The organism is Methylobacterium sp. PvP105 (assembly GCF_017876975.1).
Classification (GTDB): domain Bacteria; phylum Pseudomonadota; class Alphaproteobacteria; order Rhizobiales; family Beijerinckiaceae; genus Methylobacterium; species Methylobacterium radiotolerans.
Window position 1 is genome coordinate 4,420,004 of sequence record NZ_JAGIPA010000001.1, and the last position, 18,958, is coordinate 4,438,961.

Sequence of the window (18,958 nt, forward strand, 5' to 3'; positions counted from 1 at the left end):
GGTCCCCCTTCCTCCCCCCGGATCGCCCGCGGCCCGGCCACCCTGCGCCAACCCTGCTTCCAACCCTGCCGCCGACACGGAACGGCGCCGGAAGCCCAGAGGCCCTCACGAGAGAGGGCCGGACACCATGTCGGAGCCCTTCTTGGTCACGCCCTCCCTGATTCATGCCTTGGCCCATCGGATGACGGGGGTCGATTACCCCCACAGCCGCTGGTGGGTCGACCTCCTGGCCCTGCTCGCCTTCGTGGTCGCGCCGGCCTGGACAGTATGGCTGCTGGTCCGGCTCGGCCTGCGATGGCTGGAGCCGGGAGGACGTCGACGGGTCCACCCGGTTGCCGTTCCGTCGCGCCAGCCCCGGACCGGATCGGTGCCGTCTTCGGGCGGCGCCCGCGAGGGCACCTATGGCTGGCGCCTGGAGCGTTTCGTCGTCCGTGCGACGCTGCGCTTCCAGCTGCGTCTCGTGCTGCTCTCGCTGCTGACGCTGCCCGCGGCGTGGCTCCTCCTCGAAATCCCCAAGCACATCATCAATCGCGCCATCACCGACGCTGATGGGGATGGGCATCCGGAGATGGTGGTCCTCGGCTTCACCCTGAGCCAGGTGGAGCTACTGTTCGCCCTGTGCGGGAGCTATCTGGCCGTGCTCACGCTCGGCGGGCTCTCGAAGTATGCGGTCAACCGGTCGCGCGGCCGCGTCAACGAGCGTCTCGTGCGCCGCCTGCGCCTCGCCATCCTCCGTCGCGCGCGCGACGAGCCCTCGCCCGATCGACGGGCCGCGCTGGCGGCTGTGGCCATGCAGGAAGTCGAGCCGATCGGCTATTTCGGCGGGAGCCTCGTTGTCGTGCCGCTCGTGCAGGGCGGAACGCTCGCGACCAGCATCGTCTTCCTGCTCCTCCAGAACGCCGCCCTCGCGTTGGCGGCGCTGATGATGCTGCCGGTCCAGCTCACGCTGCTGCCGCCCCTGCAGCGGCGCCTGAACGCGAAGGTGCGCGAGCGGGTTCACGCGACGCGGGCCTTGGGAGGTCTCCTGACCGCGGCGCCGGCCGGTCGGGAGGCCACGCCGCCACGCGACCGGCCCGCACCGACGCCGGCCCGGCCGCGGCAGATGCGCTTGGCCGAGGACCTTGAGCGCGTGCGCGTCGAGATCAACGACCTCAAGGGCCGCCTCAAAGGCTTGTACAACTACACCTCCAACCTGACGCCGTTCTTCTTCTTCGCGATCGGCGGCTACCTGGTCGTGCAGGAGCGCCTCTCGCTCGGCGCGCTCGTCGCCGCGCTGGCGGCCTACAGGGAGATCGCGCCGGCGATGCGCGAGGTGTTCGATTTTGTCCAGAGCTGGTCCGACGCGAACGCCCGCTTCGAGGAGGTCACGACGGCGCTCCGCCCCGCTCCGCCCGACCCTGCACCCCGGTAGGCCCGAGCGGCCAAGCGTTCAATCCGGCCGCTCCGGCCGGCCCGGGGCGCCCGCCGCGGGCGGCAGGAAGGCGACGCGCAGGAGGTCGACGAGGTGGCGGCGGTTCACGAGGAACAGGATGGCGGCGAGCCCGAGATAGATCCATGCGAGCGCGGCCAGCGTCGCCACCGTGCGCGCCGCGTCGTCCCGGTAGGCGAAGGCCAGCACCACCTGCAGGCCGAAGAGGCTGGCCAGGGCGAATGCCGAGAGGAGGTCGAGACGTAGCCGCAGCAGCAGGCCTAACGCGAACAGCGATTGCGCGGCGGTCAGGAAGAACTCCTCCACCTGGCGGGCGTCGAGCGGCAGGTTCGCCAGCGAGCCCGCGCCGACGCTCATCGCGAGCGGCAGCATGCCGACCAGTAGCGTCCACTGGCTGATCTTGTCGCTGACGAGGGTGCCGAGACCGTTGGCGGCCCGGCCCGCCAGCACGAACAGGACCGCGACGGTCATGGCCGGGGCTTCGCTCGCCAGCGGCGCGAGCCACTGGATGAGGAGGAACTCGTCGAGGCCGAGGACCCGGCCGGCGCCGACCAACGCCTCGGCGAACGGCTCGGCCGAGATCAGGATGATCCCGCAGGCGACCAACGTCAGGGCCGCCGTCGCGGCCCACCGCCTTGCCACGGGCAACGCGTTCAGGGCGGCGGCAGGGCCGGGCTCCTCATCCTCATCCTCATTTTCGTCCTCAGGCGCGCTGCGGGTGCGCCAGACGTAGGCGCCGAAGAACGCCGCCAGGACCACGAAATCGAGCGGCCCGATGCCGTCCTTGAGCACGATGACGAAGGCGTACAGGCTCGCCAGGAGCAGGAAGGCGACCTCGACCGCGTTGGCTCGGGTCAACTCCACCGCGCGGCCACCGCCCCGCGCCCAATGGATGGCGACCAGGAGCGGCCAGGCCAAGCCGACGAGCAGCCGGTTGGCCCCCGTCATGTTGGCGGCGGCGTAGTGCACGTACTGCGAGCCCGGCCCCACCTTGCCGGCCTGGTAGGCGTAGTAGAGGTCGACCGCATATTCGGGCAGCACGGTCACGAGGGCGACGACGGCGATGATCAGCCCCTGCGAGACGTGCCGCTCGGCGGCTTCCGCCCCCCAGGACAGCAGGAAGCCCGCCGCGAGAATGGCGGCCCCGAAGGCCGCCGTCTCGCCGATGGGCCCGACCTGCAGGCCGGTCAGCCGCAAGGTAAGGGCCGGCGTCGCCGCCGCGACCGCGAGGGCGACCAGCATCAGGAAGTGTCCCACTCGTCCCTCCTCGTCACACTCACGGGCCGTGGCAGCCGGGCGCGGGCGGTCTCCGTCGGCGGGCGCCGCCGTCGGGCGGGCCCACGGCCGCGGCGGGGTGACCGAACCTCGCCGGGCGCCCTACCCGATGTGTCTGGCGGCCGCGACCAATCCCGCCCCTATCACGCTGGCGGCGCTCACCCGAGGTGCGTGATCGGCCGATTGGAGGGTACTCCGTTCGGCTCTCCGACAGGGACGGTGCGGCCGCGCCGAACGGCTGGCGTGAGCCGAGGACGCACCCGGTCCGCAGGGCGGCGACCGCCGGCTCGAGCCCTCACGAAATCTCCCCCTCGGCGGCGGCGCGCCGCCGATCGGACACGAGGAATCCGTCGAGGAGCAGCAGCACCACGCCCGCCGAGATCCAGACGTCCGCCAAGTTGAAGGTGAACCAGCGGATGCCGCCGGTGTGCAGGTCGAGGTAGTCCGTGACGACGCCGTCCATGAGCCGGTCGACGAAGTTGCCGGCGGCCCCGCCCGCTATCGCGGCGAGCCCGAGGCGTTCGAGCCCGCCGCCCGCGGCCAGGGCCCAGCCGGCCACGAGGCAGGTGAGCGTGCCCTGGATGGCGAGGAGCAGCGCCAGGGAGGACGGGTCGTGCGCCGGGAACAGGCTGAAGCTGATGCCGTGGTTGAACGACAGGCTCAGGTCGACGAAGGGCAGCGCTCCCCTGACGGCGCCTTCCTCCAGCCACGCCTCGGCCGCCGCCTTCGCGCCGAGGTCGATGGCCGCGGCGACCACCGCCACCCCGGCCACGGTCGCGGCCCGGCTGGCCCACCCTGACCAGGAGATCATCAGGCCCTCAGGAGACGGAGCGCGTTGGCCGTCACCAGGACGGTCGCGCCGGTGTCGGCAAGGATGGCCGGCCAGAGGCCGGTGACGCCTGCGATGGTCGTCACCAGGAACACGGCCTTCAGGCCGAGGGCGATCGCGACGTTCTGCCGGATGTTGCCCAGGGTCGCCCGAGAGAGGGAGACCAGCGCGGCCACGTCGCCCACCCGGTCGTTCAGCACCGCCGCGTCCGCCGTTTCCAGGGCCGCGTCGGTGCCGCCGCCCATCGCGATGCCGACGCTGGCGGCGGCGAGCGCCGGCGCGTCGTTGATGCCGTCGCCGACCATCGCCACCGGAGCTGCCGCCTTCAGGGCCGCGATCTCGGCGAGCTTATCCTGAGGCAGGAGCTCGGCCTTCACGTCGAGCCCGAGTTCGGACGCGACCGCCTCGCCCGTGCGCCGGTTGTCGCCGGTCAGCATCACGCTGCGGACGCCGAGCTTCCGCAGGGCCGAGATGCCTGCCGCCGCGTCGGCGCGGGGCTCGTCCCGGACCGCGATGGCGCCCAAGGCCTCGGCGCCGCGGACGACGATGACCACTGTCTTGCCGCCGGCTTCCAGGTCCGCGACCGCGCGCTCGGCCTCGGAAGTGAGCTGCGCACGCTCGGCGGCGTGGCGCGGGGAGGCGACGAGCACCGTCTGACCCATCACCGTGGCCGACACCGCCTTGCCGGGGATGGCGCGTGCGTCCCGCGCCGGGCGCAGCGGCACCCCGTCCGCGCTCGCTCGGTCGAGGATGGCCAGGGCGATGGGATGGCTGCTTCCACTCTCGACCGCGGCGGCCAACCCGAGAAGCGAGCGCTCCGACGCGTCCGGTGCGAAGGCCAGGATGTCCGAGACCCGCGGCCGTCCAGCGGTCAGCGTCCCGGTCTTGTCGAACGCGACCGTGCGCACCCGCCCGATGACCTCCAGTGCGGCGCCGCCCTTCACGAGCAGCCCGCGCCGCGCTCCGGCGGCCAGTCCCGAGGCGATGGCCGCCGGGGTCGAGAGCACCAGCGCGCAGGGGCAGGCGATGAGGAGGAGCGCCAGGCCCCGGTAGATCCAGGTGCCCCAGTCGGCGCCCAGCAGCGGCGGCACGACCGCGACCGCGGCCGCGAACGCGAACGCGATGGGCGTGTAGACCGCGCTGAACCGGTCGATGAAGCGCGCCGTGGGCGACTTCGACGCCTGCGCTTCCTCGACGAGGTGCAGGATGCGGGCGACCGTGTTGTCGGCCGCCGTCTTGGTGACCCGAACCTGGAGCGCGCCATCGGCGTTGACGCTGCCGGCGTAGACATGGTCGCCGACCTCCTTGGGCTTCGGGACCGACTCGCCTGTGATGGGGGACTCGTCGAGGCTCGACGCGCCGTCGGTGATCACCCCGTCGGCGGGCACGCGGTCGCCCGGTCGCACGATCACGACCTGACCGATGGCCAGCAACGCGGCTGCCACCTCGCGGATGGTGCCATCGACCTCGTCGACCAGGCGGGCGATCTTCGGCACCAGGGCGGCGAGCGCCTTGATGCCGGCCCGCGCCCGGCCCGCCGCCACGACCTCCAGCATCTCGCCGACCGTGAACAGCAGCACGACGATGGCGGCCTCCTCGGCGGCGTGGATGGCGAGCGCACCCGCGGTCGCGACCGTCATCAGCATCTCGATTGAGAAGGGCGTGCCGGCGAACGCCGCCACGGCCGCGCGGCGGCCGTAGTAGGCGAGGCCGACGAGCGCCCCCGGCCAGTAGGCGTACTCGCCCGCCACGCCCGGTGCGATCCGCTCGACCAAGAAGCCGGCGGCGAACAGGGCGCCGATCAGGATGCCCAGCAGCGCCTTCCGGCTACGCCAGAGCGGCGGCTCGGGCTCCTCCGCGGTCTCGACGGGCGGGGCGCCGCCCGAGGCTTGCGCCAAGGCCAGGTCCGCGGCCGTGGGAAGCGGCGCGACGCCGTAGCCCAGGCGCTCGATCCGCCCCTCCAATTCGGTCCTCGGCGTCGCGGCCTCGTCGAGCGCGAGGTCGAGGACCTGACTGCCGTAGTTCACGCGCACGTCCGCGACGCCCGGCAGCCGGGAGACGGCGGTCTCGATCTTCCCGGCGCAGGTTGGGCAGTCCATGCCCTTGACCCTGTAGCGCAGGGCCTGCGGTCCGTTCGTGGGGAAGGATGTGCGGTCCGCGCCGGCGGCCTGGTTCATGGTGCGCTCCGTTCGCCGGGCTCCTGGTCCGGACTGGGAAGGCCCCCTAGATGCACCCTGTAGTCGCTACAGGGTCAAGGCCGTGCGGACCGCCTCTTCCATGACGATCGGCAGCCTCGCGGAGGCCACGCAGACCCGTGTCGAGACGGTCCGGTGGTACGAGAAGGTCGGGTTGCTGCCCCCGCCGGCGCGGTCGAGCGGGAACTACCGGCTCTACGGGCCCGAGCACCTGCGCCGACTGAGCTTCATCCGCCGCGGTCGCGCCCTGGGCTTTACCGTGGAGCAGATCCGGGACCTGCTCGCCCTGGCGGACGACCGGGAACGCTCCTGCGGCGAGGTCGACACCATCGCCCGCGCCCATCTCGCCGACGTGGAGCGCAAGCTGGCCGATCTGACCCGGCTCGCCTCGGAGCTGCGCGAGGTCATCGGCCAGTGCGGCTGCGGGTCGGTCGCGGATTGCCGCATCATCGAGGCCCTGTCGCCATTGGGTGAGCCCGCGTAAGGGATCTAGGCCCAGGTCAGCGAGCGACGTGGGAGGCCGTCAGCACACGGCGCTCGAACTGCCCCTTTGCCACGAACCGGCAGCACGCTACGGCGAGAACAGCGGCCGTAGCCGCGACTTAGACTCGGCGCGCGGCGGTCCGGACGTGCGGTCTGACGCAACGGCGGCGACCTGCGTTCCTCCGGCCTCAGGAATGGCGTTCCTTCATCACTAGCTCGGCCTTTCCGGACGTGCAGGCTTGTCACGATTTCGCCATCACGACGCCCGCTAGGCACTAGCTCCGCCTTGAAACCGAGAGGCGGATTTGCGGTGAGATGTAAGTTCGACCTGCCACCGCGAAGTAATTTCGAGGACTGGCAGATGTCGACCACCAAGCCGACGCCTCGTCCAGGCGCGGCTAGGCATGAGGGGATCTGCGACGCCCGCATAAGCGGAAGCCGAGCGACTACTTCGACGCAATCGGTACGGGGGCGAAATTCCTCTGTGATTGTTGCGCGACGCCAGTGTTTAGGCCAGGAATGCGCGACCAACCCCGCGACGAGCCTGGGAAACTGAGCGCCCTGGTTACCTCCTCGAACCGGGCTCGCGCGTCCGACCAGCCCTGCGCGAAGTCGAACAGCTCCCGCAGGGCCGGCGAGATCTCCTTGTAGGCCGCGAGTGCGGCGACCAGCGCGCCGAGCGAGAGCCGGCCCTGGATGACAAGGTAGCCGCCGACCGAGAAGAAGAAGAACGGCGTCAGGTTGGCCGTATAGTTGTAGAGGCCCTTGAGCCGGCCCTTCAGATCGGCGATCTCGACGCGCACCCGCTCCAGCGCCTCGGCTTGGCGCATCTGCCGGAGGAGGACCGGAGGATGTTCCGCGGTCCCGGCTTCAGGCGCGGTCAGGAGGCCGCCGAGCGTCCGGGTCGCGTGCACCCGCTCACGCACCTTGGCGTTCAGGCGCCGCTGCAGCCGCGGCAGGAGCGTGAGCTGCACCGGCAGCATCACCAACGCGGCCAGCGCCAGGGCGGCATCCTGGAGGAGTAGGAAGGCCACGCTGGTCAGGAGCGTGCCGCCCTGGACGAAGGGCACGGCCACCAGGCCCGCGCCGGCGTAGCCGATCGGCTCGACCTCCTGCACGGCGACGGCGGCCAGCGCGGCGCGGCGCTCGGGCGACCGTTCCCCACGGGCCCGCCGGAAGACGGCGAGGCGCAACCGGCGCACGAGGCGCTCGTTGAGGCCGCCGCGCGTCCGGTTGACCGCGTACTTGGCGAGGCCGCCCAGCGTCAGCACGGCGAGGTAGCTCGCGCACAACGCGAACAGGAGTTCGACACGTCCCAGTTCGAGCCCGAGGAAGGCCATCCCGGGATGGCCGTCGCCCTCCGCGTCCGAGAGGGCGTGGTTGATGATGTGCTTGGGGATTTCCAGGAGGAGCCACGCGGCCGGCAGCGTCAGGAGCGAGAGCAGCAGCAGCCGCAACTGCGGGCGCAGCGTCGCCCACAGGACGTAGCGCTCAAGGCGCCACTCTTCCGGACTTCCCGCGCCGCGCCGGCGCCGTTCGCGCAGCGTGCGCCAGGCGAGGCGCAGCGCCATCCACCCCGTCCAGGCCGGCGCCAAGACGAGGACAAAGAGCGACACGAGCTCCATCCACCAATGGCCGTGGGGTCCGTCGAGGCCGGCGACACGGTGGATCAGGTTGTGGACGACGATGGGCGTGAACAACGATGGCACCGCGACGGGAAGGTGGATGCAGGCGGAACAGGTCCCGCCGCGCAATCAAGCCGGATGGGAGGGCGTGCCGGCCTACATGCGTTCCTTGATGCCGGTGCCGACGAGCCACCAGTTCACCGGGTAGCTCGTCAGAAATCCCGTGACCATGGCGAGCTGCATGGCGGCCCAGAACTCGACCGAGTTCACCGGCGCCCGCTGACCCGTCAGGTGCGGGAACAGGTAGAACTGCGCGAAGGCCATGAACCCGTACATACCGACCTGCCACGCGATCAGCGAGGCGGTGTCCGCCTTCACGGCCGCCACGAGTCCCTCGCCGGGGGAGAGCCCCCGCATCGGCACGATGGCGTAATACTGGAACACGATGCCGAGCGCGTAGGCGAAGACGAAGTCCAGCACCCAGACCGCGTACATCTTCTCCTCGAACAGCGAGTGCCAGCCGAACCAGACCGCCACGGCCGGCACCAGGAAGGCGAGCCACTCGGCGGCGACGTCGCCCAGCATGCAGCCGCTGCCGCAGTGGAGAGCGCCCTTGCCGACCATCACCGGGAACGGCGTGCCGGTCATGTTCGGCGGCTCCTCGCCCCGCTCCTTGGCGAGGTGGTGCGACTCCATCGTGGCGAGGCGCCCGTATCGGAAGTACGCCCAGACCACGGCCACCGTGCCGAATAGGGCGCTGACCGGCCAGACCACGTTCATCACGGTCATGTGCTGCGGGTGGCGGATGACCTGCACCGACAGCAGGACGGCGCACGCGGCCCCCAGCAGCAGGGACGCGACGGCGAGGGCGTGGAGCCAGGTCGGGAACATGGAGGCTCCTAGCGGGCGGACGAGGGATCGAGCTTCGTCGCCCGCAGGCGCAGGGCGTTGCCGATCACGCTGACCGAGGACAGCGCCATCGCCGCGGCCGCGATAACCGGCGAGAGCAGGATACCGAGGAACGGGTAGAGGATGCCCGCCGCCACCGGCACGCCGGCGGCGTTGTAGATGAAGGCGAAGAACAGGTTCTGGCGGATGTTGCCCATCACCGCCTGCGACAGGCGCCGGGCCCGCACGATGCCGACGAGGTCGCCCTTGAGCAGCGTCAGGCCGGCGCTCTCGATGGCCACGTCCGTGCCCGTGCCCATGGCGATGCCGACGTCCGCCGCGGCGAGCGCGGGAGCGTCGTTCACGCCGTCTCCGGCCATCGCGACGACCTGACCGGCGGCCTTGTGGCGCTCGACCACGGCGGCCTTCTGATCGGGCAGCACCTCGGCCTCGACCTCCTCGATGCCGAGCCGGCGCGCCACGGCATCGGCGGTCGTGCGGTTGTCCCCGGTCAGCATCACGACCCGGATGCCCTCGGCCCGAAGCGCGGCGAGCGCCTCGGGCGTCGTCGCCTTGACGGGGTCGGCGATGGCGATGACGCCGGCCACGCGCCCGTCGACGCCCGCGAAGATCGCCGTGGCGCCATCGCGCCGGAGCTCGTCGGCCTCGGCCGCGTGAGCCGAGACATCGACGCCCTGCTCGCGCAGGAAGGTGGCGTTGCCGAGGGCCACGCGCCGCCCCTCGACGGTGCCGAGCGCGCCCTTGCCGGTCGGGCTGTCGAAATCCTCGACGGGGGAGGCCGCGATCCCGCGCTTCCCGGCGGCCGCCACGATGGCCAGGGCGAGCGGGTGCTCGCTCGCCCGCTCGACGCTCGCCGAGAGGCGCAGCACTGTAGCCTCGTCGAAGCCGGCCGCCGCCACGACCCGCGTCACCGCCGGCTTGCCCTCCGTCAGCGTCCCTGTCTTGTCGACCACCAGCGTGGTGACCCGCTCCATGCGCTCCAGGGCCTCGGCGCTCTTGACCAGCACCCCGGCCTGGGCGCCGCGGCCGACCCCGACCATGATCGACATCGGCGTGGCGAGGCCGAGCGCGCAGGGGCATGCGATGATGAGCACCGCGACCGCCGCAAGCAGCGCGAACGTGAAGCGCGGCTCCGGCCCGAACGCCATCCAGGCGACGAAGGCGAGCACCGCCACGCCGATGACCGCCGGCACGAACCAGCCGGCGACCTGGTCGGCGAGGCGCTGGATGGGCGCGCGCGAGCGCTGCGCCTCGGCCACCATTTGGACGATACGGGCCAGCATGGTGTCGCGCCCGACCTTGGTCGCCTCGACCACGAGCGAGCCGGACTGGTTGAGGCTGCCGCCGATGACGCTGGCGCCGACCTCCTTGCCGACGGGCATGGATTCCCCCGTCACCAGGCTCTCGTCGACCGAACTGCGGCCCTCCACGACGGCGCCGTCGACCGGCACCTTCTCGCCGGGGCGCACGCGCAGACGGTCGCCGACGCCGATGGCGTCGAGCTGCACCTCCTCGTCCGTACCGTCGGGGTGGATGCGCCGGGCCGTCTTCGGCGCGAGATCGAGCAGCGCGTGGAGCGCGCCACCGGTGCTCTCGCGGGCGCGCAGTTCCAGCACCTGCCCGAGCAGCACCAGCACGGTGATGACCGCGGCCGCCTCGAAATAGGCCGGCACCGCCCCGCCGTGCCCGCGCAGCGCCTCCGGGAAGAGCCCGGGCGCGAACGTCGCGACCACGCTGTAGGCCCAGGCCACCCCCGTCCCGAGGGCGACCAGGGTGAACATGTTCAGGTTGCGCGAGACCACGGAGCGGTAGCCCCGTTCGAAGAACGGCCAACCGGCCCAGAGCACGACCGGGGTCGCCAGCGCGAACTGGATCCAGTTGGAAGTCTGCTGGCCGAGGCGCTCGGTGAGGCCGAACAGGTGGCCTCCCATTTCCAGCGCGAACACCGGCAGGGTCAGGACGAGCCCGACCCAGAACCGCCGGGTCATGTCGACGAGCTCCTCGCTCGGGCCTTCGTCGGCGCCGACCATCGCCGGCTCCAGGGCCATGCCGCAGATCGGGCATGCCCCGGGGCCGACCTGCCGAACCTCCGGGTGCATCGGGCAGGTGTAGATCGTGCCCTCGGGCACCGGGTCGGCCTTCGTCGCGGCTTGGCCGGGGTCGACGTAGCGGACCGGGTCGGCCTCGAACTTGGTCCGGCAGCCGTTCGAGCAGAAGTAGTACGGGTGGCCGCCGTGCTCTGCCCGGTGCTTCGTCGTATGCGGGTCGACCATCATCCCGCAGACCGGGTCCTTCACACGGTAGGCACCCGCGTCGTTCGCCGCGATGCCGGCCTGGTCGCCGTGCGCATGGCTATGAGCGTGCCCGTGACCGTGACCGTGACCGGCATGGCCGTGGCCGCCCGCGCAGGCGTGGCCTCCCGAAGCGGGGTGGTGTCCCTGTGGCGCGTCGTTCATGACCGCTCCTTCCGCATGGCCGAGGAGGCGCCGCCGGGCCTTGAGCGACCCGACGGCAGCCGGCGGCTTACTGGCGGCCTTCCTTCTGGGCATTCTTGTCGAGCCAGGACTTGAGCTCGGCGATGCTCTTCTCCTGCTCCTGGATGGTCTTCTCGGCGATCTTCTTCGCCTCGGGATTGTCGCCGTTCCTCAGGCCGACCTGGGCCATCGCGATGGCGCCCTGGTGGTGCGGGATCATCGCGCAGATCCAGGCGACGTCGGCGTCCTTGGCCATCATTCCCTGCATCATGGGGCCGTTCATCGACATCATGGCCTGCTGCAGGCCCTTCTGCGCCTCGGTCATCTGGCCGCCCATGCCCTGCATGGCCTGGGACATGTGACCCTGCATGTCCTTCATCGAGCCCTCCTTGGCGGCCGACGCCGCCTTGCAGGCCGCGGGCATCTCGAACGAGGGCTCCTGCATGGAGCCGCGGTCGTGGTCGGCGGCGAAGGCCGCCCCTGTGCCGGCGAGCGCCAGGGTCGCGGCGAGGGTCAGGGTGCGAACGAACAAGAATGCCTCCTCAGGTCGGTTTGCGGGGGCGGCCGGCCGGGCCGCCCGGTCGGGTTCAGGCGGCCATCTTCCGGCAGCTCTCGGCGCAGGCCCGGCACTGCGCGACGCAGTCCTGCATGTCGCCGACCTGCTCGCAGCTCTTCGCGCATGCCTCGCAGATCTCGGCGCACGCCCGACAGGTGTGCTTGTGCTCCGGCAGGCCGATCAGCATGAAGTGCGCCGAGGTCCGGCAGATCTCCGCACAGGCCATCATCAGCCGGAAATGTCCCGGCTCGATGTGCTTGCCGCCGGCCGGCAAGCAGTGGGCCGAAGCCATCCCCAGGCAGGTCTGGTAGCAGCGCAGGCACTCGTCGATGCAGGATTGCATCTCGCTCGACACGTGGCTCATTCTGGTCTCCATCTCGACTTTGTTGGCGGGCTTGGGCACGGCTAGAGATCTGATTAAGTATTAACTTAATCAGAAGCTATTACCTGGATATAAAACTCTCAAATTAGAGAATAGTTCATAAATAAATACTGTGGACGTTCACGGATTTGGGAGCGCCGCCTCGCGCGGAGGTGACGGCTCACTTGGTGCCCTTCTTCTTGAGAAACGCCTCCATCTGCGTGATCTCGATGTCCTGGGCCTTGATGATGTCCTCGGCCAGCTTCCGGATCTCGGGGTCCTTGGAATACTGGAGGGCGACCTTGGCCATGGCGACGGCCCCCTTGTGGTGGGGGATCATGCCGCGCACGAAGTCGACATCGACGTCGTTCGAGTAGCGGATGTCCATGTTCCGGTGCATCTCCGCGTCGACGTCGCGGAATGCCCTGGTCGCAGGCGTGTCCGTCTGGGACGTGGCCGCCGGCACGGGGTGGTGGCCGGCATGATCCATGTGCTCGTCGCCCTTCATCTCGTGGGCGACCGCCGAGCCTGCGAAGCCGAGGGCCAGGGCTGCGGCGGCGAGGGTCGTAGTGAGGGTCTTCATTGAGGCATTTCCTGTCGAAGGGTCAGTTGAACTTGCCGCTGGCGGTGGCGCCGTCCGGGCCGGTGAGCTGCACGGCGCCCTTCGGGCTGTCGCCGAGAGCCGCTGCGGCCTTGCCGGTCAGGCGGTTGCCGTCGGCGGGCTCCAGCGCGACCCGGGCCGGCTTGCCGCCGACGACGAGGATGGCAGTACCCTTGAAGCCGGCGGCCGCGACCGGCTTCTGCTTGGCGTCCGAGACGTAGACGTCGACGCTCTCGCCCTTGGCCACGAGTTCGACGTGGAAGTCGCCCGCGTCCGCAACGCGCCCACCGTGCTGGCCGGCGGCCTCGTGGGCGCAGACGGCGGACGCGGTGAGGAGGACGGCGATCAGGGCCAGTCTGGGTAGGAACATCTTGGGTCTCCTGGGGATGTGCGGGTCAGTAGGCCCCGGCCGGGCGCGGGCGCGCGCCGTCCGGGGATGGCTGGGCCGGCGCCTCGGCGTGCAGGGCGCGCAGCCGCTCCAGCGGCCTGCGGCCGAAGCGCAGGAACAGGACCGGGGTCAGGAAGGTGTCGAGCAGCGTCGCGCTGACGAGGCCGCCGAAGATCGTCACCGCGACCGGGTGCAGGATCTCCTTGCCCGGGCTCGCGGCGTCGTAGAGCAGCGGCACAAGCGCCACGCCCGCCGAGAGCGCCGTCATCAGCACGGGGGTCAGCCGCTCCAGGCTGCCGCGCACGACGAGGTCCGACCCAAACGGTACCCCCTCGTGGAGCGACAGGTTCAGGTAGTGGCTGATCTTCAGGATGCCATTGCGCGCCGCGATGCCGGTCAGCGTGATGAAGCCGATCATCGACGCCACCGAGAGCGGCTGCCCGACCAGCCACAGGGCCGCGACAGAGCCGATCAGCGCCAGGGGCACGTTGCCCATGATGATGAGGGCGAGCGCGGCCGAGCGGTAGCGGCTGTAGAGGATGGCGAAGACCAGGGCCAGGGACAGCGCGGAGAGCGCCGCGATGGTCCGGCTCGCCTCCTCCTGCGCCTGGAAGGTACCCTCCAGGCTGGTGAAGAAGCCCGGCGGCAGCGGCTCCTTCGCCACGGCCTCGCGGATGGCCGCCACGATGGTGGCCATGTCGCTCGCGCCGTCGGTGTTGGCCTGCACCACGATGCGGCGCCGGGCGTTCTCGCGCAGGATCTGGTTCGGCCCGTCGGTCTCGCGGATGTCGGCCACCTGCCGGGCCGGCACCCAGCCCGAGGGCGTCTCCAGCAGCAGGTCGCTCAGTCCTGCGGTCGTGCGACGGTCCTCCGACAGGCGTAGCACCACGTCGAAGCGACGAACGCCGTCGACCACCGTCGAGACCACACGCCCGTTCGAGAGGCGGCTGATCTGGTCGACCACCGCCGCCGGCTGGACGCCGTAGAGGGCTGCCCTGGTGTAGTCGACGCGCACCTCCAACTGCGGGATGCGCACCTGCCGCTCGACCTGCAGGTCGGCGAGGCCAGGAATCGTGGCCATCCGCTCGCGCAGGGAATTGGCCACCCGGCGCAGGGCGTCGAGGTCGTCACCGAACACCTTCAGGGCAATCTCGGCACGCACGCCCGAGAGCATGTGGTCGAGCCGGTGCGAGATCGGCTGGCCGACGTTGACCGCGACCGGCAGCGCGGCGAGACGGCCACGGATGTCGGCGACGAGCGCCTCCTTCGGGCGCTTCGTGCCCTCGTCCAGTGCCACCTCGATCTCCGAGGCGTGGACGCCCTCGGCATGCTCGTCGAGCTCGGCCCGTCCGGTCCGGCGGCCCACCGCCTTCACGCCCGGGATGTCCAGGAGCAGCTTCTCGGCGATCAGCCCGACCCGGTTGCTTTCGGCCAGCGAGATGCCCGGGTTGAAGGTCATGTTGACCGTGAACGAGCCCTCGTTGAACGGCGGCAGGAAGGCCCGGGGCAGGTTCCAGGCCGCCACGCCCGCGGCGATCACGGCCACGGCGACGGTGCCGACTAGCAAGCCCTGGTGCCGGAAGGCGGCCCGCAGGAGGGCGGCGTTGCCCCGCTTGAGCAGCCTGAGGAAGCGGCTGTCGTGCTCCTCCAGGTTCCTGAGCCCCGGCAGCAGCAGGGACGCCAGCACGGGGGTCAAGGTGATGGAGGTGAGCAAGCTCGCCAGGATCGAGATGATGTAGGCCTGCCCCAGCGGCGCGAAGAGCCGACCCTCGATGCCGGAGAGCGCGAACAGTGGCACGAAGACCAGGATGATGATCAAGGTTGCGTAGACGATGCCGGAGCGAACCTCGTTCGAGGCCTCCACCACCACTTGGAACACGCTCTGCGGGTTGCCCGCCCGCCGGTTGTCGCCCAGCCGGCGATAAATGTTCTCGACGTCGACCACCGCGTCGTCGACGAGTTCGCCGATGGCGATGGCCAGGCCGCCGAGCGTCATCGTGTTGATCGACAGGCCGAACAGGTGGAAGACCAGCGCGGTCGTCAGCACCGAGACCGGGATGGCGAGCAGCGAGATGGCGGTGGTGCGCACGTTCAGCAGGAAGGCGAACAGCACGACCGCCACCACCAGCACGGCCTCGACCAGGACACGCTCAACGTTGCGGATCGAGGTCTCGATGAAGTCCGCCTGCCGGAACAGGACTTGGTCGGCCTTGATCCCGCCGGGCAGGGTCGGGTTGAGCTCCTTCAGGGCGGTCTCGATGCTGCGGGTCAGCCGCACCGTGTCGACGTCCGGCTGCTTCTCGACCGAGACGATGACCGCGGGCTTGGCCATGTAGCCGGCGTCGCCGCGCTTCACCTTCGCGGCGAAGGACACCTCGCCGACCTGGCGCAGGTACACGGGCGCGTCGTTGACCGTCGCGACCACGAGGTTGCGCAGGTCGTCGAGGCTCATGGTCCGGCCGATGTTCCGGATCAGGTACTCGCGCGCGTTCTGGTCGGTGAAGCCGCCGCCGGCGTTGGTGCCGAACTGGGCGAGCGCCGTCTCGAGCTGCGCGTTCGTCACCCCGAGAGCCCGCATCGCCGCGGGGTTCGGGCTGACCCGGAACTGGCGCACCTCGCCACCGATGGGGATGACCTGCGCCACGCCCGGGATGGTCAGCAGCCGCGGCCGGATGGTGAAGTCGGCGATCTCGCGCACCTGCATCGGGCTCGCGCTCTCGCCGGTGACTGCCACCAGCAGGATCTGACCCATGATGGACGAGATCGGACCCATCACCGGCGTGACGCCGCGCGGGAGCTGGTCCTGCACCAGCGAAAGCCGCTCGGCGACCTGCTGGCGATTCCGGTAGATGTCCGTGCCCCAGTCGAACTCGACGTAGGTGATGGAGAGCCCCACGCCCGAGACCGAGCGTACCCGGGTTACCCCCGGCAGCCCGTTCATCCGGGTCTCGATGGGGTAGGTGACGAGTTGCTCGACCTCCTGCGGTGCGAAGCCCTCCGCCTCCGTCATGATGGTAACGGTCGGGCGGTTCAGGTCGGGGAAGACGTCGACAGGCAGCTTGGTGGCGGTGAAGGCGCCGTACAGCACCAGCACCGCGGCGAGCGCGAGGACGAGCAGGCGGTTGCGGACCGACTGGCCGACGAGGAAGGTGAACATCGGGCGGGCCTCCTCAGCGGACCTGGTCGAGGAGTTCGGCGCCCTGGGTCACGACCCGCTTGCCGGGTCCGATCCCCTCCGCCACCAGGACGCGGCCGCCGTCGAGCGGCTCGGTACGAACCGGCCGCGCCTCGAAGCGCTCCGCCGTGGTGTGCTCGTAGACGACGTCCTGGCCGTTGCCGGTGCGCACGACCGCCGAGCGCGGCAGCGCCAAGCCAGACTGCTCGCGGTCGGTCCCGGCCAGCACGGTGACGAACTGTCCGACCCGCAGGCCGGAGGCGTCGCCCTGGATCGCGAACTGCACCGGGATGGCCTGGTTGCGGTCGGCGAGGCCCGCACCCTGGTAGGCGAGCTTCAAGGTGCGCCCATCCGCGAGCCGGGCGGTGGCGTTCTCGGCCGCCGTCAGGGCGTCGAAGCTGAGCGCCTCGACCCAGAGGCGGTTCGGGTCGACGACCTGGAAGACCATCTGCCCGGGGCTGGCCATCTGGCCGGCGACCGCCGCGGCCTGCGCGACCACCCCGTCGACGGGCGACACGAGCGGCTCGGGCTGCTGCCGGATCTTGTCGAGGGCCGCGCGCCGGTCCTGGAGGCCCTGGAGCTCGGCCTGGGCGTCGTCGAGCTGGGTCTGGGCCACCGCACCGGTGAGGGCGAGCCGCTTGTAGCGGTCGACCCGGCGCTCGACAATGGAGATCTGCTGGTCGAGGTTCCCTTGGGTCTGGCGCATGTCCGAGACGTCGACCGCCTGGATCGGCGGGGTGACGGTGGCGAGCACGTCGCCCTTGCGCACCCTGGTGCCGAGGCGCGGGAAGATGCCGGAAGGCGGCGGCGACAGGCGGCCACCGACCGAGGACTGGACGACGCCGCTGGCGTTCGGGTCCGGGATGATCCGGCCCGGGAGCTCGACCGAGCGGTGGAACCTGCCCTGCTCGGTCATGGCGGTGCGCAGGACAAGAAGCCTCTGGGTGGGCTTGGGCACGAAGACGGAGCCATCTGGCAGGCGCTGCGCGAGGTCGTTGGTCGCCGGCGCGCCCGGCCGCGGCTCGATCAGGGCCGCCCCCTGAACTGGAGCACCGTGGTCCTCGTCACCGTGCGCGAAGGCGGCCGTGCCGAGAACGATGGTGATGCCGATCGCGAGCAACGCCACCGCTGGCGCGGTGCGGCGACCCCGCGCGAGCACCGTCACGAGCACGCCGAGCAGGAAGGCCACGGCGACCGCGGCCATCAGGGCCGGGTCCCTGGCCGTCAGGCGCTCCCCGATGCCATGGGCGACCTCGGAAACGCGTCCCAGCGCCGCTTGCGCCGGTGCCGACTTGGGGGGGGGCGCGGACGCGTGGCCTGCAAGCTCTGGCATGGTCACGGCAACGGTCAGCACGTCGACGGCGTCGCCGGTCGTGACGGTGGCCAGGAGCTCGTGCCGGCCGGGCTTCGAAAGCCACGGGGCCGGCAGCGCGTAGCCGCCGTCGGGCGCGGCGGTCGCGACCTTCGGGCCCTCGGGCGTCTCGATTTCGATGGTCGCGCCGGTCACCGGCTCGTTCGTCCGGAAGCGGTCGAGGAACAGCGTCAGAGTGCCGTCGCGCGGGATGGCGACGAGCTCGAAGGCGTCCGAGAGCGCCTCGCCGCGCGGGGCGATGGTCTTGGTGACGGGCGGGGGCGCGGCGCCGTGGTCGTGCCCGCCATGGGCATGCGCGGGCTCCGCCAGGACGGCGGCAAGAAGCGCCACCGCGCCGTAGGCGGCGGCAAAACGGGTGGACATGTATGGGAATCCTCGCGTCGAGAAGTCCGGACTGCGGCGTTCGCGGACGCAATCCGGGCGTCGCGCGCCTCAGGCGCGCCCTACTTCACGCGAGGGTTCGTGGGGGCTTGGGCAGGGCTTCGGGGCCGGGGCCCGGACGGCCGGCGACGTCGCGCGGGATCAGCATGACGATCCGGAACAGGACCGGCGACAAGGCATAGGGCGCGGACAGGACGCCAGTCGCGCAGCAGGCCATCGGACCGCAGCAGCGGGTCTTGCAGCCGGGCTGGCAGCAACCGCTCTCGGTCGGCTCTATGCGGGCCGGCTCGACGGCAGCGAACGGAAGCGCGACCTTGGTCCAGATCGGAGCCTCGGATCGGGCCTCTGGCTTGGCGGGCACGGGCGCCGCCTTTGCCGTCGGCGGGGCGGCGCGGGCCACGGGTGCCGCGGCCATGTGGTGGCCGTGATGTGCGTGACCCTCGTGGGCCTGGACGGCGGACGGCGCGACGTAGGCGATGATCGCGAGGATCATCGCCGCCATCAGGCGCACGATATGCCGGTCGAGGCTCATGAAATCTAGCTTACACCGGTTCGAGTGGCGGGACTATGTCCGCCGATGGGACGTGAATGCCGCAAACGAAGATTTAGTTGCCGTGGCGGCGTTTCAAGCTGCTAGCAGCAACTCGGCCGGGTAGCCCACCGCGGCGATGGCATGGGCGATCCGGCTCGCCGGGCCCGCGGCATCCGATACGGTCACGAGCTTGGCCCCCAGGTCGACCTCGACCCGGGCGTTCGGCTCGATATCCTGGACCGCGCGGGTCACCGACTTGGCGCAGCCGCCGCAGCCCATCTTCTCGACCTTGAAGCGAAGCATGACGCACTCCCTTGGATGGCGTCACACCCAGATGGGGCTTCCCATGATGGGAAGGTCAAGGGTCCATCCT

16 protein-coding genes are annotated in these 18,958 nt (G+C 70.9%); 2 read left to right on the plus strand and 14 right to left on the minus strand.

The annotated features are described in order from the left end of the window. Positions 1 to 127 precede the first annotated feature (127 nt). Complete coding sequence (locus J3A75_RS21770; protein WP_063110603.1) at positions 128 to 1,411, plus strand: hypothetical protein; 1,284 nt, start codon at positions 128 to 130, stop codon at positions 1,409 to 1,411. Positions 1,412 to 1,429: 18 nt separating this feature from the next. Here J3A75_RS21770 and J3A75_RS21775 read toward each other — a convergent pair whose 3' ends face one another. From J3A75_RS21775 to J3A75_RS21785, 3 genes are all read right to left on the minus strand, one after another. Further along, positions 1,430 to 2,686, minus strand: a complete 1,257-nt coding sequence (locus tag J3A75_RS21775) for a sodium:proton exchanger (protein WP_209650740.1) — start codon at positions 2,684 to 2,686, stop codon at positions 1,430 to 1,432. 313 nt (positions 2,687 to 2,999) lie between these two features. After that, a complete protein-coding gene (gene lspA / locus J3A75_RS21780) occupies positions 3,000 to 3,515 on the minus strand; it encodes a signal peptidase II (protein WP_209650741.1) in 516 nt (171 codons plus the stop codon). After that, the gene (locus J3A75_RS21785; protein WP_063110605.1) at positions 3,515 to 5,710 is read right to left on the minus strand and encodes a heavy metal translocating P-type ATPase; all 2,196 of its coding nucleotides are present in this window, start codon (positions 5,708 to 5,710) and stop codon (positions 3,515 to 3,517) included. The genes lspA and J3A75_RS21785 overlap by 1 nt, the downstream gene beginning before the upstream one ends. A gap of 100 nt (positions 5,711 to 5,810) precedes the next feature. On the opposite strand from J3A75_RS21785, the gene J3A75_RS21790 reads away from it, so the two are divergent. Next, positions 5,811 to 6,212, plus strand: coding sequence for a MerR family transcriptional regulator (locus J3A75_RS21790; protein ID WP_063110606.1), 402 nt, complete (start codon positions 5,811 to 5,813; stop codon positions 6,210 to 6,212). A gap of 445 nt (positions 6,213 to 6,657) precedes the next feature. Here the strand turns inward: J3A75_RS21790 and J3A75_RS21795 are convergent, their stop codons facing one another. From J3A75_RS21795 to J3A75_RS21845, 11 genes are all read right to left on the minus strand, one after another. Beyond that, the gene (locus tag J3A75_RS21795; protein WP_312892709.1) at positions 6,658 to 7,920 is read right to left on the minus strand and encodes a multidrug ABC transporter ATPase; all 1,263 of its coding nucleotides are present in this window, start codon (positions 7,918 to 7,920) and stop codon (positions 6,658 to 6,660) included. Between the two features lie 72 nt (positions 7,921 to 7,992). Continuing rightward, positions 7,993 to 8,727: a DUF4396 domain-containing protein gene (locus J3A75_RS21800; protein ID WP_063110608.1), complete on the minus strand. Its 735-nt coding sequence runs from the start codon at positions 8,725 to 8,727 to the stop codon at positions 7,993 to 7,995. An 8-nt stretch (positions 8,728 to 8,735) separates the two neighbouring features. Beyond that, positions 8,736 to 11,201 (minus strand): heavy metal translocating P-type ATPase, encoded by a 2,466-nt coding sequence (locus J3A75_RS21805; protein ID WP_063110609.1) that lies wholly within the window; start codon positions 11,199 to 11,201, stop codon positions 8,736 to 8,738. 67 nt (positions 11,202 to 11,268) lie between these two features. Continuing rightward, positions 11,269 to 11,751, minus strand: coding sequence for a DUF305 domain-containing protein (locus J3A75_RS21810; RefSeq protein ID WP_063110610.1), 483 nt, complete (start codon positions 11,749 to 11,751; stop codon positions 11,269 to 11,271). A gap of 55 nt (positions 11,752 to 11,806) precedes the next feature. Continuing rightward, complete coding sequence (locus tag J3A75_RS21815) at positions 11,807 to 12,139, minus strand: four-helix bundle copper-binding protein (protein ID WP_063110611.1); 333 nt, start codon at positions 12,137 to 12,139, stop codon at positions 11,807 to 11,809. Between the two features lie 178 nt (positions 12,140 to 12,317). Beyond that, the gene (locus J3A75_RS21820) at positions 12,318 to 12,719 is read right to left on the minus strand and encodes a DUF305 domain-containing protein (protein WP_063110612.1); all 402 of its coding nucleotides are present in this window, start codon (positions 12,717 to 12,719) and stop codon (positions 12,318 to 12,320) included. A gap of 22 nt (positions 12,720 to 12,741) precedes the next feature. After that, complete coding sequence (locus J3A75_RS21825) at positions 12,742 to 13,107, minus strand: hypothetical protein (protein ID WP_063110613.1); 366 nt, start codon at positions 13,105 to 13,107, stop codon at positions 12,742 to 12,744. A gap of 25 nt (positions 13,108 to 13,132) precedes the next feature. Further along, positions 13,133 to 16,282: an efflux RND transporter permease subunit gene (locus J3A75_RS21830; RefSeq protein ID WP_063110614.1), complete on the minus strand. Its 3,150-nt coding sequence runs from the start codon at positions 16,280 to 16,282 to the stop codon at positions 13,133 to 13,135. Between the two features lie 13 nt (positions 16,283 to 16,295). Next, on the minus strand, positions 16,296 to 18,035 hold the full coding sequence (locus J3A75_RS21835; protein WP_063110615.1) for an efflux RND transporter periplasmic adaptor subunit: 1,740 nt from the start codon (positions 18,033 to 18,035) through the stop codon (positions 16,296 to 16,298). Positions 18,036 to 18,120: 85 nt separating this feature from the next. Further along, entirely contained in the window at positions 18,121 to 18,585 is a 465-nt protein-coding gene (locus J3A75_RS21840) for a hypothetical protein (RefSeq protein ID WP_063110616.1), read from the minus strand. A gap of 93 nt (positions 18,586 to 18,678) precedes the next feature. Beyond that, positions 18,679 to 18,888: a heavy-metal-associated domain-containing protein gene (locus tag J3A75_RS21845; protein WP_063110617.1), complete on the minus strand. Its 210-nt coding sequence runs from the start codon at positions 18,886 to 18,888 to the stop codon at positions 18,679 to 18,681. Positions 18,889 to 18,958 lie beyond the last annotated feature (70 nt).

Excerpts from the sequence above, each read along its gene's own strand:
- J3A75_RS21770 (WP_063110603.1), top strand. The coding sequence starts at position 128 with ATGTCGGAGCCCTTCTTGGTCACGCCCTCCCTGATTCATGCCTTGGCC.
- lspA (WP_209650741.1), bottom strand. The coding sequence starts at position 3,515 with ATGATCTCCTGGTCAGGGTGGGCCAGCCGGGCCGCGACCGTGGCCGGG.
- J3A75_RS21785 (WP_063110605.1), bottom strand. The coding sequence starts at position 5,710 with ATGAACCAGGCCGCCGGCGCGGACCGCACATCCTTCCCCACGAACGGA.
- J3A75_RS21790 (WP_063110606.1), top strand. The coding sequence starts at position 5,811 with ATGACGATCGGCAGCCTCGCGGAGGCCACGCAGACCCGTGTCGAGACG.
- J3A75_RS21800 (WP_063110608.1), bottom strand. The coding sequence starts at position 8,727 with ATGTTCCCGACCTGGCTCCACGCCCTCGCCGTCGCGTCCCTGCTGCTG.
- J3A75_RS21805 (WP_063110609.1), bottom strand. The coding sequence starts at position 11,201 with ATGAACGACGCGCCACAGGGACACCACCCCGCTTCGGGAGGCCACGCC.
- J3A75_RS21815 (WP_063110611.1), bottom strand. The coding sequence starts at position 12,139 with ATGAGCCACGTGTCGAGCGAGATGCAATCCTGCATCGACGAGTGCCTG.
- J3A75_RS21820 (WP_063110612.1), bottom strand. The coding sequence starts at position 12,719 with ATGAAGACCCTCACTACGACCCTCGCCGCCGCAGCCCTGGCCCTCGGC.
- J3A75_RS21825 (WP_063110613.1), bottom strand. The coding sequence starts at position 13,107 with ATGTTCCTACCCAGACTGGCCCTGATCGCCGTCCTCCTCACCGCGTCC.
- J3A75_RS21830 (WP_063110614.1), bottom strand. The coding sequence starts at position 16,282 with ATGTTCACCTTCCTCGTCGGCCAGTCGGTCCGCAACCGCCTGCTCGTC.
- J3A75_RS21835 (WP_063110615.1), bottom strand. The coding sequence starts at position 18,035 with ATGTCCACCCGTTTTGCCGCCGCCTACGGCGCGGTGGCGCTTCTTGCC.
- J3A75_RS21840 (WP_063110616.1), bottom strand. The coding sequence starts at position 18,585 with ATGAGCCTCGACCGGCATATCGTGCGCCTGATGGCGGCGATGATCCTC.
- J3A75_RS21845 (WP_063110617.1), bottom strand. The coding sequence starts at position 18,888 with ATGCTTCGCTTCAAGGTCGAGAAGATGGGCTGCGGCGGCTGCGCCAAG.